We start from the raw sequence: 17,378 nt of genomic DNA on the forward strand, positions 1-17,378 counted from the left end.
GCGTCTGGCCGGTCCGGCGGGACCGCGCCGACGATCGGACGGTGACCCACCACGACCGTTCCCGCGCCGTGCCCGACGGCGCCGTCCTCGACGTCGGCGACGACGGCGTCGCCGTGCTGACCCTGGACCGCCCGCAGCGGCGCAACGCGCTGCACCGGCCGCTGCTCGACGGGCTGCCCGGCCTGGTCGCCGCGCTGGACGCCGATCCCGCGGTGCGGGTGATCGTGCTGACCGGGCGCGGCGGCGCGTTCTGCGCCGGCGGCGATCTCGACGTGATCGGCGCGCTCGGCGAAGAGCCGCCGGGGCGGGCCCGGGCCCGGATGGCGCGCGAGTTCTCGACGACCGTCCGGCTGGTCCGCGCGACGACACCGACCCTGGCCGCGGTGGACGGCGCCGCCGTCGGCGCCGGGGCCGCCCTGGCGCTGGCCTGCGACCTGCGGATCGGGTCGCCGTCGGCGTTCCTCGCGGTGCCGTTCGTGCGGATGGCGCTGGTCCCGGACTGGGGGATCAGCCGGCTGCTGAGCCGGGCGGTCGGGCCGGGCCGGGCCACCGAGATCGCGCTGTCCGCGCGCCGGGTCGGCGCCGCCGAGGCGCTGCGTATCGGGCTGCTCGACGAGATCGCCGGCGACCCGCTGGCCGCGGCGCTCGAGCGGGCGGCGGTGCTCGCCGCGACCCCGCCGGAGGCCGCCCGGCGGACGGTGGCGCTGATCCACGACGCCGCCGACGCGACCGTCGAGGAGGCCGTGCGGCGGGAGATCACCGAGCAGATCGCGCAGCTGGCGTCCCCCGAGTCCACCCGGATGCGCGCCGAATGGTCCGCCGAGGTCCGCCGCCGCTGACCCACCGCACACCCGTTGCCTGCGCCGCACACCTGGTGCGACGGGTGTGCGGCGCAGGCGACGGGTGTGCGGCGCGGGGTCTACGCGGCGCCCAGGACCAGGGTGCCGAGGGTGGTGAAGGTGGCGACGACGTGCGAGCCGGGGGCGATCGGCACCGCGTCGGTCATCCCGCCGGTGAACACCAGCCAGCCCGGCTCCAGCGGGATCCCGCGCGCCCCGAGCGTGTTCGCGGCCAGCGCGAGCGCTTGCGCCGGATCGCCCTGCACGGCGGCCCCGGTGGCGGTGTGCACGATCTCGCCGTCGACCTCCAGCACGCACGCCTCCAGCGCGAGGTCCAGGTCGGCCGGCGCGATTCCGGTCGAGCCGGTCACCACCAGCCCGGACGAGGCGTTGTCGGCGACCACGTCGGGCAGCCGGAACCGGAAGTCCCGGAACCGGCTGTCGATGATCTCCAGCCCGGCGTGCACGCTGCGCACCGCGCCGAGCGCGCGGGCCGCGGTCACCCCCGGCCCGGCGAGCCGCTCGCCGAGCACGAACACGATCTCCGGCTCGACCCGGGGTTGGATCAGCGTGTGGGTCGGGACCGGCTCGCCCGCGCCGTGCGCCATCGCGTCGGTCAGCCAGGCGGTGAGCGGGGTGTCGATGCCCATCCGGACCTGCTTCGCCCGCGAGGTGAGGCCCAGCTTGATCCCGGTGACGGTCTCCCGGCGCATGATCCGCCGGGCCAGGGTCTCCTCCTGCACCCGGTAGGCGGTGTCCAGGTCGAGCCCGGACCAGGTGTCGGTGATCGGCTCGACGGCGCTGGCCCGCTGCTCGGCGTCCAGCAGCAGGTGCGCGGCACCGGCGACGGTCTGGTCGTTCACGAGTCCCCCTCGGGGTGCAGGCGCACGGTGACCGGGCCGAGCCCGCGGCCGAACACGGCGGTCGCGGTCGTCCGGCCCGCGGCCGGCGCGGGTGCGGTGATCGGTCCGAACAGGACGGTGACGCCCGGGTCGTGCCCGGCGGTGACCGCCCACGGCCCGGACGCCGGGACCGCGGCGGCCCCGGCCCCGGTGCCGGCGGGCAGGCCGCCGACGTGCACGGTGCAGCCGACCAGTCGCAGGTCCGGCCCGGCGAGCGGCGCCACGACCGGGCCGAGGACGACCGCGCGGGGGCCGTCGGCGCCGGATATCAGCAGGGCGCCCCGGACGGTCGGGTCCGGTCCAGCGGTGACGGCCAGCGCGGCCGCGACCTGCACCGGTCCCGGGCCGCGGTAGGGCGCGCCGGCGTCGTGCACCGGCACCGGCCGGCCGGGCGGGTCGCCGGTGTGCTGCGGGCGGACGAGCAGCGCGCCCGTCGGGACTGCTGGGTTCACGGGGATCTCCTGCCGGTCGGGGTCGCCGCCCATCCTTCGAACCGGCGCAGCCGATCGCGACCCGGCGTTTCCGCTGGGTGGTAACGAGCCGTTGGCCGCCCGGCCGGCCCGCCGCACGATCTGCCCCAGCAGTCCGCGAGTGAAGGAGCACAGGTGGAGTCCTACGGTCACGTCATCGCCGGCGAGGAGGTCGCCTCGGCCGACGCGGCCACGTTCGACTCGGTCGACCCGTGGGAACGGGCGCCGTGGGCGACGGTGGCGTCCGGTTCCGCGCAGGACGCCCGGCGGGCCGTCGAGGCCGCCCGGACCGCGTTCGACGACGGCCCGTGGCCGCGGATGAGCGCCGAGGAGCGCGGCGGGATCCTGCACCGGTTCGCCGATCTCGTCGTCGAGCGGACCGCGGAGCTGGCCCTCGCCGACACCGTCGACATGGGCAAGCCGATCACCGAGTCGTCCGGGCACGACGTGCCGCGCGCGGCGCGCAACATCCGGTTCTTCGCCGACCACGCCCGGCTGGCGCCCGCCGAGGCGTTCCCGATGGCCGGCGGGCAGCACGCGTTCACCAGCTACGACCCGGTCGGGGTGGTCGCGGCGATCTCGCCGTGGAACTTCCCGCTGATGATGGCGAGCTGGAAGATCGCCCCGGCGCTGGCCTGGGGGAACACCGTGGTGCTGAAGCCGGCCGAGCAGTCCCCGGCGTCGGCGACGATCCTGGCCCGGCTCGCCCTGGAGGCCGGTGTGCCGCCCGGCGTGCTCAACGTCGTGCACGGCTACGGGCCGGACGCCGCGGGCCAGGCGCTCACCGAGACCCCCGACGTCGACCGGATCACCTTCACCGGTGAGTCGGCCACCGGCCGGACCATCGGCCGGGCCGCGGCCACCAACCTGACCCCGGTCAGCATGGAGCTGGGCGGCAAGGGCGCGAACATCGTGTTCGCCGACGCCGATCTGGACCGGGCCGTCGAGTGGGCGGTCCGCGCCGTCTACACCAACAGCGGCCAGGTGTGCCTGGCCGGCAGCCGGCTGTACGTGCAGCGGGAGATCCTCGACGAGTTCGTCGAGCGGCTCACCCGCGCCGCGCAGGCGCTGCCGGTCGGCGACCCGAAGGACCCGGCGACCCGGATCGGGCCGCTGTCGTCGCAGGAGCACCACGCGAAGGTCATGTCCTATCTGGACGTCGCGACCGGGGCGGGGGCCACCCTGCACACCGGCGGACCGGGCGAGGGCTGGACGATGCTGCCGACCATCGTGCTCGGGGCCGGCCAGCGGGACCGGGTGACCCAGGAGGAGATCTTCGGCCCGGTCGTCGTCGTGCTCCCGTTCGACGACGAGCAGGACGCGGTCGCGCTGGCCAACGACACCCGCTACGGCCTCAACGCGATGGTGTTCACCCGCGACCTGTCCCGCGCGCACCGGGTGTCCCGGGCCTTGCGGGTCGGCACCGTGTGGACGAACTGCTTCTTCGTCCGCGACCTGCGGGCCCCGTTCGGCGGCGCCGGTGACTCCGGGGTGGGCCGCGAGGGCGGGCTCTACAGCCGCGACTTCTTCACCGAACCCAAGGCCGTCGTCATGCAGATCGATCCCGACCCCGCAACGCAGGAGGCAGCGCGATGACCGCGATCAGCACCGTGACCACCCGATCCGCTCCCGTGGTGGGCTTCTCCACCGGCACCGCCGCGCCGCTCTCGCAGGCCGTCGTGCACGGCGGCACGATCTACTGCTCGGGCACCGGACCGCTGGACCCGCAGACCCGCACGATCGTCTCCGACGACTTCGCCGCGCAGGTCCGGCAGACGCTCACCAACCTGCTCGCCGTCGTCGAGGCGGCGGGCGGCTCGCGGGACACCGTCCTCAAGTGCACCTGCTACGTCGCCGACGTCGCCGACTTCGGCACGTTCAACGAGGAGTACCGGCGGTTCTTCGACGGCGCCGCGCACTTCCCGGCCCGCACGACGATCATCGCCACGCCGCACCGCACCGGGGTCCGGGTGGAGGTGGAGTGCGTTGCAGCAGTCACCGCCGCCGTCCCCACGGTCTGACGGGCTGGTCCTGACCGGCGGCCGGGTGCTCGGCCCGGACGGCTGGGCCGGCGCGGTCGGGGTGCGCGACGGCGTCGTGACCGCGATCGGGGACCCCGCCGCCGTGCGGGGGGCGACCGGTTCGGGCGCCCGGGTGGTCGACGTCTCCGGCCGCTGGGTGGTCCCCGGGCTGGCCGACGGGCACTGCCACTTCGAGGACGCCGCGATGGACGCGCACGCCGTGCCGCTGCGCGACGCGCGGACCGTCGCCGACGCGCTGGACCGGATCGCCGCGTTCGCCGCCGGCCGCCCGGACGGTGAGTGGATCCGGGGGCAGACCTGGAACCCGGTCCTGCAGCTGGCGCAGCAGCGCCCGCCGACCCGCACCGAGCTCGACTCCGCCGCCGCGGGCCGCCCCGTCCTGCTGCACGAGGGGCACGGCGGCACCGCGAGCTCCGCCGCCCTGCGGCGGGCCGGGATCGACCCGGCCGGGCACGGCGGGCACCTGGACCGGGCCGACGCCGACCGGGTCGCCGCGGTGGTCCCGCCGTGGACGCCGGCGCAGCGCCGGGCGCAGATCCGGGACGCGATGCGGCTGCTCAACTCCCACGGCATCACCTCGGTCGTCGCCGGCGCGATGACCCCGGCCGATCTGGCGGTCGTGCGGGCCGTCGCCGACGACGGCGGGGCCACCGTGCGGGTCGCCGCGATGGTCGTCCCCACCGGGGCGCTGAACCCGGAGGTCGACCGGGACCGCTGGCGGGAGCTGCTCGCCGGCGGCCCACCCGGCCCGACCCCGTGGACGTCGGTGCGCGGGGTGAAACTGCAGATCGACGGCGGGATGACGCTCGGCACCGCGCACACCCGCGACGACTACCCGGGCCGCAGCGGGTACCGGGGCGGCACCGTGGTCGACGCCGCCCGGCTGCGCACCCTGGTACGGATCGCGCACGACTGCGGCTGGCCGGTCGGCGTGCACGTCGTCGGGGACGCCGCGGTCGATCTCGCCCTGGACGTGCTCGGCGGCGGCGCCCCCGGCAGGCTCCCCGACGTCCTGATCCACGCCAGCCTGATGACCCGTGACCAGATGCTGCGGGCCCGCGGGAGCGGCGTCGTCGTCGCGGCGCAGGCACCGTTCCTGTGGCGCAACGGGCGGGCGATCGCCGGGCACCTCGGCGAGGACGCGCTGCGCCGGGCCGTGCCGTTCCGGGACTGGCTCGACGTGCTCGGCCCGGACCGGGTCTGCGCGGGCACCGACCATCCGATCAACGCGCTCGATCCGTTCCCGAACATGTACCTGATGCGCACCCGCCGGGACGTGACCGGCGCGGACGTCGGCGCCGGGCAGCGGATCACCGCGGCCGAGGCCCTGGGCCTCTACACCGCGTCCGTCGCGGCGCACACCGGCCGGCCGGACCGCGGCCGGATCACCGTCGGCGCCGACGCCGATCTCACCGTCGTCGACCGGGACCCGCTCGACGACGATCCCGCGGCCCTGCTCGGCACCTCGGTCGAGCTGACCGTCGTCGCCGGCCGGGTGGTGCACGAGCGCACCCCGGCCGCCACCGCCTGAAAGGAGGCACCCCATGCATCCGAGCCAGATGCCGATCGTCGAGTTGGACCGCACCGCCCAGGAGCTGCAGGACTCCGGGCGACGGGTCGCGGTGCTGTGGCAGGACAGCGAGTCGCTCGCCTTCCTCGCCCGCGGCCGCGAGTACCGCAGCGAGTTCCACCTCAACCCCAGCGACGAGGTCATGTTCATGGTCCGCGGGACGATGGACCTGCACTACCGGCGCCCGGAGGGCGGGTCCGACGTCGCCGTCGTCCCGCCGGGGCGGTGCATCTTCACCCCGACCGGCATCGCGCACTCGCCCCGGTTCGCACCGGACTCGTTCGTGCTGGTCATCGAGCGGTTGCGTCGGCCCGGCGAGCTGGACCGGTTCCGCTGGTTCTGCCCGTCGTGCGACCACTTCCTGCACGAGGAGGCGGTGCACGTCGGCGACTACAGCGTCGACCCGGTCGCCGGGGCCTACCGATCCTTCTACGAGGACCTCGACGCCCGGACCTGCGACGGGTGCGGCACCGTGCTGCCGGACGAGCGGCTGTGACCGGCATCGGCCCGCTGCTGCTCGACGCGCTCGACCGGCACCCGGAGCGGGTGGCGTTGCGGCAGGGCGGCACCGAGCTGACCTACGCCGCGACCGCGCGCGCCGTGCACGACCTGGCGGCCCGGCTCGCGGCGGCCGGTCTGGGCCCGGGGGACACGCTGGTGCAGCTGCGCGGCAACGACCCGGCGCAGTGGATCACCGCGGCGGCCTGTTACGTCGCCGGGGTGCGGGTCTGCTCGGTCGCCCCCGGGTCGCTGCCGCCCGCGGAGCTCGCCCGGCGGCTGGAGCTGATCGGCCCCTCCGTGGTGGTGACGGCGCCGGAGCCGGTCGCCGGGGCGGGCTGCGGTGCGGTCCGGCGCTGGGTCGTCGACGGCTCCGGCGTCCCGGCGCGCCCGGCCGATCGGGCCGGTCACGCCCGGCCGGACCCGGCCGGGGTGCCCGCGGGCGGCGCGGGTGCGTCCGCGGGCGGATCGGGCGTGCCCGCGGGCGGATCGGCCGACCTGGCCGCCGCCGGTCCGGTGGGTGTGCCCGCCGCCGGGCCGGACCGGATCGCGGCGCGGCTGGCTTTCACCTCCGGGACCGGCGGCACGGTCAAGGGTGTCGATCTGTCCGGGGCGGCGCTCGGCGCGGTCGCCACGATGTGCGCCGAGCAGCTGCCGTGGCCGCAGCGGCCGGTCGTGGTCTGCCCGGAGGCGGTCTCCGGTGGCTTCGGGAACATGGTGCTGCCGGTGCTGCTGCACGGCGGCACGTTCGTGCTGCCCGCCCGGTCCGGCGTCGACGGCCTGGTGCAGACGCTGGCGGCCGAGCCCGGCGCGGTGCTCGCGTTGATGCCGCCGCTGCTGCGGTCGCTGCTCGCCGATCCCCGGACCGGCGGGCTGCCGGTGCCGCGGCTGGTCCTCTACAGCGGCGACGATCTCGCCGCCGCCGACACCGCGGCCCTGCGGGCCTGGGGCGATCCCGGCCTGTGCGGGGTGTTCGGGCAGGTCGAGGTGCCGAAGACGATCGCGCTGGCGCTGCCCGCGGTGCACTGCACCGGCACCGGACCGGGACTGGGGACGCCGTTCGCGGGCACCCGCACCCGGCTGGTCGACCTGGCCGGGCACGATGTCACCGGCGACGGCCCGGGAGAGCTGTGGGTGAGCGGCCCGACCGTGCTGACCGGGTACGCGTTCGGCGCGCCCGATCCGTTCGACGGCGGATGGGTGCGCACCGGTGACGTCTGCCGGCGCGACGACGACGGGCGGCTGCAGCACGCCGGCCGGGTCGAGGACGTGCTGACCGACGGCCCAGCGCCGCTGTGCCCGCCCGCGGTCGAGGCCGCGCTGCGTGCCGCGACCGGGGTGCCGGCCGCGGTGCTGCGTGGCCGCGACGGCGGGACCGTCGTGGTCGCCGCGGGCCGGATCGAGCCGCGCACCGCGGCCGCCGTGCTGGACGGCTTCGGGCTGGTCGCCGACCGCGTCGTCGGCCGCGACGGCGGGCTGCCCCGCACCCCGATGGGCCGGTTCGACCGGCGGGCGCTGGAGAGGGAGCACCGATGACGGAGCTGCCGGAGCCGACTGCGCTGGACGTGCACGCGCACGCGGTGCCGCGCACGCTGCTGGACCGGCTGGCCGCCGACGGCCTGGCCGACCTCACCGGGCTGGACGAGGGCGTCGTCCGGTTCGACCCGCGGGTGTCCGGGGTCGGTCCCGGTGCCCCGATCCCGATCGCCCGCGCGCAGTGGGACCCGTCGGGCCGGCCTGCCGAGATGGCCCGCTCCGGGGTGGACCGGCAGCTGGTGTCGCTGCCGCCGTTCGTCACCTGCGCGGCCGCCGACGACGAGGACCTCGTCCGGTCGGTCGCCCGCTGCGGCAACGACGGCCTGGCCGCGATGCTCGCCCCGTGGGCGGGCACGATGGACCCGCTCGGCTTCGTCCCGCTCGGCACCCCGTGGGCGGTGTCCGAGGCCCGCCGCTGCATCGAGGAGCTGGGTTGCGCGGGTGTCGCGCTCGGCACCCGCGGGCTGGGCCGCGAGCTCGACGATCCGGTGCACGAACCGTTGTGGTCCTACCTCGCCGACGCCGGGGTGTTCGCCTTCGTGCACCCCAACGGCGTCCCGGACGGTGCCCGGCTGCACGACTTCTGGCTGCCCCAGCTCGTCGGGTTCCCGATGGAGACGGCGATCGCCGCGGCCCGGCTGGTGTTCGGCGGTGTGCTGGAACGCCACGACGTCGCGCTGGTGCTCGCGCACGGCGGCGGCTGCCTGCCGATCCTGCGGGGCCGGATGGACATGGGCTGGCAGCGCAAGGACGTCGCCCGGACGACGCCGCACCCGCCCGGTGCCTACCTGGACCGGCTGTACTACGACAGCGCCACCTTCTCCCCGCAGGCGCTGCGCCGGCTGGTCGACGACGTCGGCGCCGGACGGGTGATGGTCGGCACCGACTACCCGTTCGAGCTGGCCGAGCACGACCCGGTGGGTGCGGTCGGCGCGGCCGGGTTGTCCGCGCGGCAGCGGGCGCAGGTTCTGCACGGCACCCTCAGCGCGTTGCTCGCCGCCCGGGCCGGTTCCTGAGCCCGCTCAGCACCGGGACGGTCTCGGTCGCCAGCTCCCGGGAGATCGACGCGGCGGCCAGCCGCAGTGCAGGCTCCACCCCGTGCAGCGCCCGGGTGCGGGTGTGCAGCACCACCGACAGCGCCGCGATCACCTTCGGCTGCGCGTCCACGATCGGGACGGCGACCGAGACCGTGCCCAGCGACAGCTCCTCCACGCAGCGGGCGATGCCGGTGTTGCGCACCTGCTGCAGGCTGCGCATGAGCAGGCCGGGCATCACCACGGTGTGCGGGGTGAAGCGTTGCAGGCCGGCCGACAGCACCCGTTCCTGCAGCTCGCGCGGGGCGTGGCCGAGCAGGACCTTGCCGACGCCGGTGGCGTGCAGCGGGGACCGCTCCCCGACGTGGGTGACCACTTCGACCGACCGGCGGCCCCACACCCGTTCCAGGTAGAGCGCCTCGTCGCCGTCGAGCACGGCGAGATGGACGTTCTCCCCGGTCGCCTCGTAGAGGTCCTGCATGTAGGGCAGCGACACGTCGCGCAGCGTCCGCGGGCGCGGGCACAGCGAACCCAGCTCCCACAGCCGCATCCCGATCCGGTAGAGCCCGTCCGGGCTGCGGTCGAGCGCGCCCAGGGCGACCAGCTCGGCGGCGATCCGGTGCACGGTCGCGACCGGCAGCCCGGTCGCGTCGCGCAGGTCGACCAGCCGCAGCTCCGTGCGGTCCGGCCCGAACGCGCCGAGCACGGTGAACACCCGCGACGACACCGAGCGGCCGGACGCCGGTGCGGCGGGACCGGCAGGGCCGGCGGGACCGGCAGGGCCGGCGGGACCGGCAGGGCCGGCGGAAGCGGCAGGGCCGGCGGAAGCGGCGGGACCGGCGGAAACGGCGGGACCGGCGGGACCGGCGGAAGCGGCGGGACCGGCGGGGTGGCCGGCACCGTGCGGCGGGCTCACCGGGGAGTACCGGGGCCGGCCGGGTGGCGGCGCGCGGCCGTCCCCAGCACGACCGCGCCGAGAACGGCGATCACGGCCATCGCGACGCCCAGCCCGGTCACGTCCGGGGCCGCGTCGTCGCCGGCGGCGGGCGTCAGGGTGCCGAGCGCCCCGACGGCGAGGATCGCGCCGACGTAGCGGGCCGACTGGAACAAGCCGCCGGACAGCCCGGCGAGCTGCGGCGGGGAGCGGTCGTACATCAGCTGCTGCATGCCCAGGTTGCCCAGTCCGTAGGGCACGCCCAGCAGCGCGGCGACCATCACCACCAGCCAGATCGGGCTGCCGGGGCGCAGCAGCGCCACCGCGACCGCGCCCACCAGCAGCAGGCCGAGCGCGAGCAGCCCGAGCCGCAGCGGGCTCAGCGGGCCGAGCAGCCGGGCCCCGCCGACGGTGGCCAGCACGCTGCTCGCGGCCAGCGGGAACAGCAGCAGCCCGGCCTGTGCCGGGCCGAGCCCGAGCGGGCCCTGGAACCACTGCGGCAGTCCGTAGAACGCGGCGTAGTAGGCCAGGTTGAACAGCACGAACCCGGCCAGCACGGCGAGCATCCCGGGTGCGGCGCGCAGCGCGCGGACGTCGACGAACGGAGTGCGCACCCGCAGCTCCCAGGCCACGAACGCGCCGAGCACGCCGAGCGCGGCGAGCCCCGATGGCACGTCGACCGGGTGCATCAGCACCGCCCGCAGCAGCAGTACCAGTCCGCCGGCGAACAGCAGGCCGCCCAGCAGGTCCGGCATCCGGCGCGGTCCGCGACCGGCCCACGGCGGCCGTCCGGGCAGCAGCACCAGCGCCACGACGAGCGCCGCGCAGGTCAGCGGCAGGTTCACCCAGAACACCGCGGGCCAGCCGAGCCAGGCCACCGCGGGCCCGCCGACGACCGGGCCGATCGCCCCCGCGGTGGTGTTCACGACGGCGACCGCGGAGAGCCGGCCCGGTGTGCCGAACCGGCGCAGCGTCACCATCAGGCACGGGAACGACGCCGACACGCCCAACGCGAGCAGGCAGCGGCACGCGACCAGCAGCTCGATGGTCGGCACGAACGGCGCCGCCACCGACGCGGCGGACGCCACCGTCATCCCGGCGGCGAACACCGACCGCGGCCCGTACACGTCGGCCAGCCGCCCGGCGACCGGCATCGCGACGCAGGCGGTCAGGTAGAAGCCGGTCACCAGCCAGGAGACCTCGGCGAAGCCGATCGCGAAGTCCCGGCGGACCGCGTCCAGCCCGACCGCGACGATCGACGAGTTCAGCGGGGCCAGCAGCGTCCCGGCGAGCAGCGCCGCCGTCACCGCTGTCGCGCGGACCCGGCCGAGCGGCACCTCCGCCGGGTCCGCCGTCCCGGCCGTCACCGCCGGCTGTGTCGGCCCGGCCTGCTCCGCCGGCTCTGTCCGTCTCATCCGGCCACCGACAGCACGACCTTGCCGACGGCCGCCCGGTCGGCGAGCAGCCGGTAGGCGCGCGTCGCGTCGGCCAGCGGGAGCACGCCGTGCACCAGCGGGCGCAACCGGCCCGCGGCGGCCCAGCCGAAGACCGTCGCCATGTTGCGTTCGTGCAGCGCGCGCTGCCGCCGGACGAACTCACCGAAGAAGACCCCGACCACCGACGAGCCCTTCACCAGCGGGATGTTCAGCCGGACCGACGGGATCTCGCCGCCGGCGAACCCGACGACCAGGTACCGGCCGCCCCAGGCGACCGACCGCAACGCGGCACCGGCGACCGTCCCACCGACCGGATCGACGACGACGTCGGCGCCGGCCCCGCCGGTGTGCTCGCGCACGGCGGCGCGCAGGTCCGCGTCGCCGCCGTAGCCGAACGCGCTGCGCGCCCCCCGATCCAGCGCGATCGCTGCCCGGTCCGGATCGGACGCCGCGGCCACGACGTGCGCGCCGACCAGGTCGGCGAGATCGACCGCCGCCGAGCCGACGCCGCCGGACGAGCCGAGCACCAGCACCGTCTCGCCGGGCCGCACCGCGGCGCGCTGGACGAGCGCGTGGAAGGCGGTCCCGTAGGCCACCAGGATCGCGACCGCGTGCCGGGTGGACACGGCGTCGGGCAGCGGGGTGATCCGGTCGGCCGACACGGTCAGCGCCGACCGGGCGCAGCCGTACTCCTCGTTGCCCGCGACCCGGTCGCCGACCGTGACCGCGTGCACGCCCGGGCCGACCGCGGTGACCGTCCCGGCGTACTCGCTGCCGGGGGAGAACGGCGGCTCCGGGCGCACCACGTGCTCGCCGGAGAGCACCAGCAGATCGTGGAAGTTCAGCCCGACGTGCTCGACCGCGACGACCACCTCGCCCGGGTCGGGTGCGGCCGGTTCCGCCAGCTCGACGACCTCCAGCAGCTCGGGGCCGCCGAGGGTCCGGCAGAGGACCGCGGTGGTCGGGCTGCTCACTGCGTCACCGGGCCGGCGGCGCGCGCCCGGTCACCGGCAACACCGGTCGCACCGTCGCCGGCGGCACCGTCGGCACCGGGACCGCTCGCGGCGCCGGACGGGCCCACAGCACCTGCGCCGCCGTCGACGACGGCACCGGACGCGACGAACCCGGCGATCGCAGCCGCGTCCAGACCCGCCTCGGCGAGCACCTCGACCGAGTGCTCGCCCAGTCCCGCGGGCGACCGACGGACCGCGGGCAGCTCGCCGTCGTAGCGCACCGGATGGCGCAGCACGGTCGCCCGCTCCGGGCCCCCGTCGACCTCGGTGAACAGCCCCTCGGCGACGATCTGCGGATCGGCGGCGAGATCATCGTACCCGGCGACCCGCTCGAACCAGAACCCGCCGGGACCGAGCCGCGCGTCGACCTCGTCGAAGCTCAGCGCGGCCAGCACCGGCCGCAGCAGCGCCACGTACTCGTCGCGGCGCTCCCGGCGGGCGACCGGATCGAACGCGTCCAGCGCCGGCTCGCCGAGCGCCGCACCGAACCCGGCCATCGGCCCGCTGATCGCGATCGCGACGGACCCGCCGTCGCGCAGCGGGTAGATCCCGTACGGCGCGTCGATCGCCCAGCAGGCCAGCTCGGCGGGCCGGTCCAGGTCGGCGGCGGTGCGCCGCCCGGAGTGGAACAGCGCCAGCGACTCGGCCTGCAGGTCCAGCCCGGCGCCGAGCAGGCTCGCCTCGACCCGGGTGCCCTCGCCGGTGACGAGCCTGCGCGCGTACGCGGCGAGCACCCCCATCGCGAGCAGCGCGGCCCCGTGGTGGTCGACGACCGGGGTGCCCGCCGCGCCGGGCCGCCCGGCCGATCCGGTGGCCGCGGCCAGCCCGGACCGGGCCTGCACCAGCAGGTCCACCCCGGGTCGACCGGCCATCGGGCCGCGCGAGCCCCAGCCGGTCGCCGAGGCGTAGACGATGTCCGGCTTGATCGCCCGCACCGCGTCGTAGCCGAAACCGAGCCGGTCCAGCGCGCCGCCACGGTAGTTCTCCATCAGCACGTCGGCCCGCTCGATCAGCGGCCGGAGCACCGCCTGCGCGTCCGGATGCTTCAGGTCCACCGCGAGCGACCGCTTGTTCCGGTTCACCGACAGGTGCGTCACGCTGTGCCCGGCCACCCGGATCCCGGCACTGCCCGCCCGCCGCTCCCACGAACCCGCGGGCGGCTCCACCTTGACCACATCGGCGCCCAGATCGGCCAGGTACTGCGACGCGGCCGGGCCCTGCACGAAGTGCGACAGCGCCAGCACCCGCATGCCCTCGATCATCTCTACCTCGCCTTCGAAGGGGTCCGGCGAACGGTAGGAACGCGCGGCCGGGCACTGAAGGCGGCGCTTCCGGTGAATGGAAACGGCTCGCTGCCGGTCGCCGGCGCAGCGGCCACTGTTCCGCCCATGAACTTCATGGGCGTCGACGACGAGCGGGACACCCACCGGACCACGGTGGACGGAACGGTGATCGCGTACCGGACGACCGGGACCGGGCCGCCGGTGCTGCTGCTGCACGGCTGGCCGCAGACCGGCACGGCGTGGCGGAAGGTGGTGCCGCTGATCGCCGACCGGCACACCGTCGTCGTCCCCGACCTGCCCGGGTTCGGCGCCAGCTCGCGCCCCGCGGACGGCTACCGCAAGACCGAGGTCGCCGACCGGATGCACGCGCTGATGACCCGGCTCGGGTACCCGCGCTACGACGTCGCCGGGCACGATGTCGGCGGTCAGGTCTGCTACCCGCTGGCCGCCCGCCGTCCCGCCGCGGTGCGCAGCGTCGCGCTGGTCGAGGCCGGCGTGCCCGGGCTCGGCGACAGCCTGGCCGCGGCGAACCCGCTGACCGGCGGATCGTGGCACTTCGGCTTCAACATGGTCCCCGACCTGCCGGAGCTGCTGATCACCGGACGGGAACGCGACTACCTGCGGGCCATCCTGCTGCGCGACTCGATCGGGCTCGCCGTGCCCGGCGCGATCGACGACGGCGTCCTGGACCACTACGCCGACGCGCTCGCCGCACCCGGCGGGATCCGCGGCGCGATGGGCCACTACCGGGCGCTGCCCGACGACATCGCCGACAACCGGGAGCTGGCGGCCCGGGGCCGGGTCACCGCGCCGGTGCTGCTGGTCGGCGCCCAGGAGGGTGTCGGTCTGGGCTGGCGGGACACCGTCGACGAGGCGTTCGAGCAGGTGAGCACCCGCGAGATCGCCGGCTGCGGGCACTACCTGCCCGAGGAACGCCCGGCCGAGCTGGCCGCGCTGCTGCTCGCGCACTGGTCGGCGGTGGCGGCGTGAGGACCTTCGTGCTCGTGCACGGCGCCTGGCACGGCGCCGGGCACCTCTGCGGACTGGCCCGCGAGCTCACCTGCCGCGGGCACCGCGCGATCGCGGTGGACCTGCCCGGGCACGGCACCCGGGCCCGGTTCCCGAGCGGCTACCCGGACCGGCCCGGCTGGCCCGACGCGCCGTCCCCGCTCGCCGGGCTGACCCTCGACGACCTGGCGAGTGACCTGCTCGGACTGCTGCGCGGGCTCGACCGGCCGGGGGAGGAGCGGCCGGTCGTGGTGGCGCACAGCATCGGCGGCGTCGTCGCCACCCGGGCCGCGGAGCTCGCCCCCGGTCTGGTCGGCGAGCTCGTCTACCTGGCCGCGTTCGTGCCGACCGTGCTGGGCGCCGCGGGCGCCTACCTGGCGACGCCGGAGGCCACCGCGGCCTCCGGTGCGAGCCTCTACCTGGGCGACCCGGCGGCGACCGGGGCGGTCCGGATCGATCCCCGGCGCGCCGATCCCGGCTACCGGCGCGAGCTGCGCGAGACCTACCTGACCGGGTTGGACGACGCCGACGCGCTCGCCCACGCGCTCACCCCGGACCAGCCGCTCTGCCTGCTCGGCACCGATCCGGCCGCGACCGCCGGCCGGTGGGGCTCGGTGCCGCGCCGCTACCTGCGGGCGGCCCGCGACCGGGCGCTACCGCCCGGGCTGCAGGACCTGATGATCTCCCACGCCGACGCGACCGCCCCGGCGACGGCGTTCCGCACCGACACCCTCGACGCCGGGCACGCCCTGTTCGCCTCCCATCCGGCAGCGATCGCCGACCTGCTCGGCGGGTGACCCGCCGAATTCCGCGCGCATTCCGGTGGCCGGAAACGGAACGGATCCTCGCAACGGTCCGCGCTCCTACCTTCCTCGCACCCACTCTCCGTCGGTTCGCGACGAGGCACTGGTGAAGGGACACCGATGAACAAGGAACAACGTAAGGTCGTGGCCGCGTCCTCGGCCGGGACGGCGTTCGAGTACTACGACTTCTTCCTCTACGGAGCGCTGGTGCCGATCATCGGCAGCCGGTTCTTCGGTGACTACGGGCCCGCGACGCAGACGGTGTTCGCGCTGCTCACCTTCGCCGCCGGATTCATCGTCCGGCCGATCGGCGCGGTGATCTTCGCGCGGCTCACCGACGTCGTCGGGCGCAAGGTCGTCTTCCTGATCACGTTGGTCATGATGGGTGTCGCCACGGTCGCCGTCGGCCTGCTGCCCACCTCCGAACAGATCGGCGTGCTGGCCCCGATCCTGCTCGTCACCTGCCGGATCATCCAGGGCCTCGCGGTCAGCGGCGAGTTCGGCGCGGCCGTCACCTACGTCGCCGAGCACGCCCCCGGTAACCGCCGCGGCTTCTTCCTCGGCTGGCTCATCGGGACCACCGCACTCGCCCTGAGCCTGTCCGTCGGCGTGCAGCTGGCGGTCGAGGGAATCATCGGCCGGGACGCGTTCGAGGAATGGGGATGGCGCATTCCGTTCCTGATCTCGGTCATTCCGCTGGCGCTCTCGGTGTGGATCCGGTCCAAGCTCCACGAGAGCCCGCTGTTCACCCGGATGAAGGAGGAGGGCACCACCGCGAAGGCGCCGCTGCGGGAGGCGTTCGGCACCCGCCCGCGTCGTCGCATGATCGCGATCGTGTTCGTCATGGCCGCCTCGCAGGCGTTCATCGGTTACCTGTCGACCGTCTACATGCTCACCGCGATGCGCACGAACCTGTCGGTGGACTCGTTCACCGTCAACACGATCTTCCTGATCGTCATGCTCGCCGGGTTCTTCCTCTGCGTCGCCGCCTGCCGGCTGTCGGACAAGGTCGGCCGCCGGCCGGTGCTGTTCGCCGGGCTCGGCCTCGCCGTGGTCCTGCTGTTCCCGATCACCAGCGCGCTCACCTCGGTCGCCAACCCGCAGCTCGCGACCGCACAGAGCGAGGTGTCGGTGCTGCTGCGCGCCGATCCCGACGAGTGCGCGTTCCAGTTCAACCCGGCCGGGACGGCGTCGTTCGACTCCGACTGCGACCGCGCCCGCGAGGTGCTGCAGGCCAACGCGGTCCGCTTCGACCTGGTCGACACCGGCGGCCCGACCGTGGTCACGGTGAACGACGTCCCGGTGGCCGGCGGACCCACCCTCACCGACGACCTGACCCGCGCGCTCGGCGACGCCGGCTACCCGGTCGACGGCGCCACCGATGTCATCGCGATCGAGGGCTTCGGGGACCTGTTCGACGTCCGGGTGCTGGGTGTGATGGGGCTGCTGCTCACCGTCGTGCTGTTCGCGCAGCTGGCTCAGGGACCCGCGGCCACCACGATGACCGAGGTCTTCCCGACCCGGATCCGGGCCACCGCGCTCGCCCTGCCCTACCAGCTCGGCGTCGGGGTGTTCGGCGGGCTGCTCCCGGCGACGATGGTCGCGATCGGCGCCGAGGTGGGGAGCACCTCGACGGCGCTGTGGTACCCGGTGATCGCGATGGCGCTCGGCCTGGCCGTGCTCGTCGTGACGCTGCCCGAGACCCGCGGCACCGACCTGACGACGGTCCGCATCCCGGGCGAGGAACCCGTCACCGAGTCCGATCCGGTGCGGTGACCGCGATGCCCGTCATCGACGTCTCGCTGCTGGCCGGGCGCCGGCCCGAGGTGCTGCACGCCCTCCAGGTCGCCCTGCACGACGCCGCCGTCGCCGCCCTCGACGTGCCGCCCGGTTCGGTCCGGGTGCTGCTCAGGGAGGTCCCGCCGACGCACTGGACGGTCGGCGGGGTGACCGTCGCGCAGCGGCGCGCCGGGCAGGACTGACCCCCGCGGCGCGGGGCCCGGCCCACCG

General features: G+C 75.8%; 17 protein-coding genes. 11 read left to right on the forward strand and 6 right to left on the reverse strand.

Annotated features, from left to right (window positions below; all coding sequences use genetic code 11):
- The first annotated feature begins 41 nt into the window (after positions 1-41).
- Positions 42-839 carry an enoyl-CoA hydratase/isomerase family protein gene (locus tag ABZ881_RS08740; protein WP_358482996.1) on the forward strand — a complete coding sequence of 266 codons (798 nt, stop codon included), beginning with the start codon at positions 42-44 and terminating at the stop codon, positions 837-839.
- An 80-nt stretch (positions 840-919) separates the two neighbouring features.
- On the opposite strand, the gene ABZ881_RS08745 is transcribed toward ABZ881_RS08740, so the two are convergent.
- Both ABZ881_RS08745 and ABZ881_RS08750 read right to left on the reverse strand, forming a co-directional pair.
- Entirely contained in the window at positions 920-1,669 is a 750-nt protein-coding gene (locus ABZ881_RS08745) for a fumarylacetoacetate hydrolase family protein (protein WP_358483107.1), read from the reverse strand.
- 29 nt (positions 1,670-1,698) lie between these two features.
- Positions 1,699-2,193, reverse strand: coding sequence for a hypothetical protein (locus ABZ881_RS08750; RefSeq protein WP_358482998.1), 495 nt, complete (start codon positions 2,191-2,193; stop codon positions 1,699-1,701).
- Between the two features lie 153 nt (positions 2,194-2,346).
- Between ABZ881_RS08750 and ABZ881_RS08755 the strand changes: the two genes are divergently transcribed.
- The 6 genes from ABZ881_RS08755 to ABZ881_RS08780 are packed head-to-tail and all read left to right on the forward strand — an operon-like array spanning position 2,347 to position 8,873.
- On the forward strand, positions 2,347-3,807 hold the full coding sequence (locus tag ABZ881_RS08755) for an aldehyde dehydrogenase (RefSeq protein ID WP_358483001.1): 1,461 nt from the start codon (positions 2,347-2,349) through the stop codon (positions 3,805-3,807).
- The gene (locus ABZ881_RS08760; RefSeq protein WP_358483003.1) at positions 3,804-4,232 is read left to right on the forward strand and encodes a RidA family protein; all 429 of its coding nucleotides are present in this window, start codon (positions 3,804-3,806) and stop codon (positions 4,230-4,232) included. Before ABZ881_RS08755 ends, ABZ881_RS08760 begins: the two co-directional genes overlap by 4 nt.
- Positions 4,198-5,784 (forward strand): amidohydrolase, encoded by a 1,587-nt coding sequence (locus tag ABZ881_RS08765; RefSeq protein ID WP_358483004.1) that lies wholly within the window; start codon positions 4,198-4,200, stop codon positions 5,782-5,784. The genes ABZ881_RS08760 and ABZ881_RS08765 overlap by 35 nt, the downstream gene beginning before the upstream one ends.
- 13 nt (positions 5,785-5,797) lie before the next feature.
- Complete coding sequence (locus ABZ881_RS08770; protein ID WP_358483006.1) at positions 5,798-6,319, forward strand: 3-hydroxybutyryl-CoA dehydratase; 522 nt, start codon at positions 5,798-5,800, stop codon at positions 6,317-6,319.
- Complete coding sequence (locus ABZ881_RS08775) at positions 6,316-7,857, forward strand: class I adenylate-forming enzyme family protein (RefSeq protein ID WP_358483007.1); 1,542 nt, start codon at positions 6,316-6,318, stop codon at positions 7,855-7,857. The genes ABZ881_RS08770 and ABZ881_RS08775 overlap by 4 nt, the downstream gene beginning before the upstream one ends.
- Complete coding sequence (locus ABZ881_RS08780; RefSeq protein ID WP_358483009.1) at positions 7,854-8,873, forward strand: amidohydrolase family protein; 1,020 nt, start codon at positions 7,854-7,856, stop codon at positions 8,871-8,873. The genes ABZ881_RS08775 and ABZ881_RS08780 overlap by 4 nt, the downstream gene beginning before the upstream one ends.
- On the opposite strand, the gene ABZ881_RS08785 is transcribed toward ABZ881_RS08780, so the two are convergent.
- From ABZ881_RS08785 to ABZ881_RS08800, 4 genes are all read right to left on the reverse strand, one after another.
- On the reverse strand, positions 8,839-9,618 hold the full coding sequence (locus tag ABZ881_RS08785) for an IclR family transcriptional regulator (RefSeq protein WP_358483011.1): 780 nt from the start codon (positions 9,616-9,618) through the stop codon (positions 8,839-8,841). The genes ABZ881_RS08780 and ABZ881_RS08785 overlap by 35 nt on opposite strands.
- Positions 9,619-9,803: 185 nt before the next feature.
- Positions 9,804-11,240, reverse strand: a complete 1,437-nt coding sequence (locus ABZ881_RS08790; RefSeq protein WP_358483013.1) for an MFS transporter — start codon at positions 11,238-11,240, stop codon at positions 9,804-9,806.
- Positions 11,237-12,235 (reverse strand): NADPH:quinone oxidoreductase family protein, encoded by a 999-nt coding sequence (locus ABZ881_RS08795; protein WP_358483016.1) that lies wholly within the window; start codon positions 12,233-12,235, stop codon positions 11,237-11,239. The genes ABZ881_RS08790 and ABZ881_RS08795 overlap by 4 nt, the downstream gene beginning before the upstream one ends.
- Positions 12,232-13,536, reverse strand: coding sequence for a CaiB/BaiF CoA-transferase family protein (locus ABZ881_RS08800; protein ID WP_358483018.1), 1,305 nt, complete (start codon positions 13,534-13,536; stop codon positions 12,232-12,234). The genes ABZ881_RS08795 and ABZ881_RS08800 overlap by 4 nt, the downstream gene beginning before the upstream one ends.
- Positions 13,537-13,662: 126 nt before the next feature.
- Here ABZ881_RS08800 and ABZ881_RS08805 point away from each other — a divergent pair, with 126 nt between their 5' ends.
- The 4 genes from ABZ881_RS08805 to ABZ881_RS08820 all read left to right on the forward strand — a co-directional run bounded on the left by ABZ881_RS08805 (position 13,663) and on the right by ABZ881_RS08820 (position 17,350).
- Positions 13,663-14,547 carry an alpha/beta hydrolase gene (locus ABZ881_RS08805; RefSeq protein WP_358483020.1) on the forward strand — a complete coding sequence of 295 codons (885 nt, stop codon included), beginning with the start codon at positions 13,663-13,665 and terminating at the stop codon, positions 14,545-14,547.
- The gene (locus ABZ881_RS08810; RefSeq protein ID WP_358483021.1) at positions 14,544-15,362 is read left to right on the forward strand and encodes an alpha/beta fold hydrolase; all 819 of its coding nucleotides are present in this window, start codon (positions 14,544-14,546) and stop codon (positions 15,360-15,362) included. Before ABZ881_RS08805 ends, ABZ881_RS08810 begins: the two co-directional genes overlap by 4 nt.
- Positions 15,363-15,512: 150 nt before the next feature.
- On the forward strand, positions 15,513-17,144 hold the full coding sequence (locus tag ABZ881_RS08815; RefSeq protein WP_358483023.1) for an MFS transporter: 1,632 nt from the start codon (positions 15,513-15,515) through the stop codon (positions 17,142-17,144).
- A gap of 5 nt (positions 17,145-17,149) precedes the next feature.
- On the forward strand, positions 17,150-17,350 hold the full coding sequence (locus ABZ881_RS08820; protein ID WP_358483025.1) for a tautomerase family protein: 201 nt from the start codon (positions 17,150-17,152) through the stop codon (positions 17,348-17,350).
- Positions 17,351-17,378 lie beyond the last annotated feature (28 nt).

Source organism: Pseudonocardia sp. NPDC046786, assembly GCF_040645415.1.
Classification (GTDB): Bacteria; Actinomycetota; Actinomycetes; order Mycobacteriales; family Pseudonocardiaceae; genus Pseudonocardia; species Pseudonocardia kongjuensis.

Bases quoted from the DNA above. Each gene is read 5' to 3' on its own strand.
- ABZ881_RS08760 (WP_358483003.1), top strand. From the start codon at position 3,804: ATGACCGCGATCAGCACCGTGACCACCCGATCCGCTCCCGTGGTGGGC.
- ABZ881_RS08770 (WP_358483006.1), top strand. From the start codon at position 5,798: ATGCATCCGAGCCAGATGCCGATCGTCGAGTTGGACCGCACCGCCCAG.
- ABZ881_RS08780 (WP_358483009.1), top strand. From the start codon at position 7,854: ATGACGGAGCTGCCGGAGCCGACTGCGCTGGACGTGCACGCGCACGCG.
- ABZ881_RS08790 (WP_358483013.1), bottom strand. From the start codon at position 11,240: ATGAGACGGACAGAGCCGGCGGAGCAGGCCGGGCCGACACAGCCGGCG.
- ABZ881_RS08800 (WP_358483018.1), bottom strand. From the start codon at position 13,536: ATGATCGAGGGCATGCGGGTGCTGGCGCTGTCGCACTTCGTGCAGGGC.
- ABZ881_RS08805 (WP_358483020.1), top strand. From the start codon at position 13,663: ATGAACTTCATGGGCGTCGACGACGAGCGGGACACCCACCGGACCACG.
- ABZ881_RS08820 (WP_358483025.1), top strand. From the start codon at position 17,150: ATGCCCGTCATCGACGTCTCGCTGCTGGCCGGGCGCCGGCCCGAGGTG.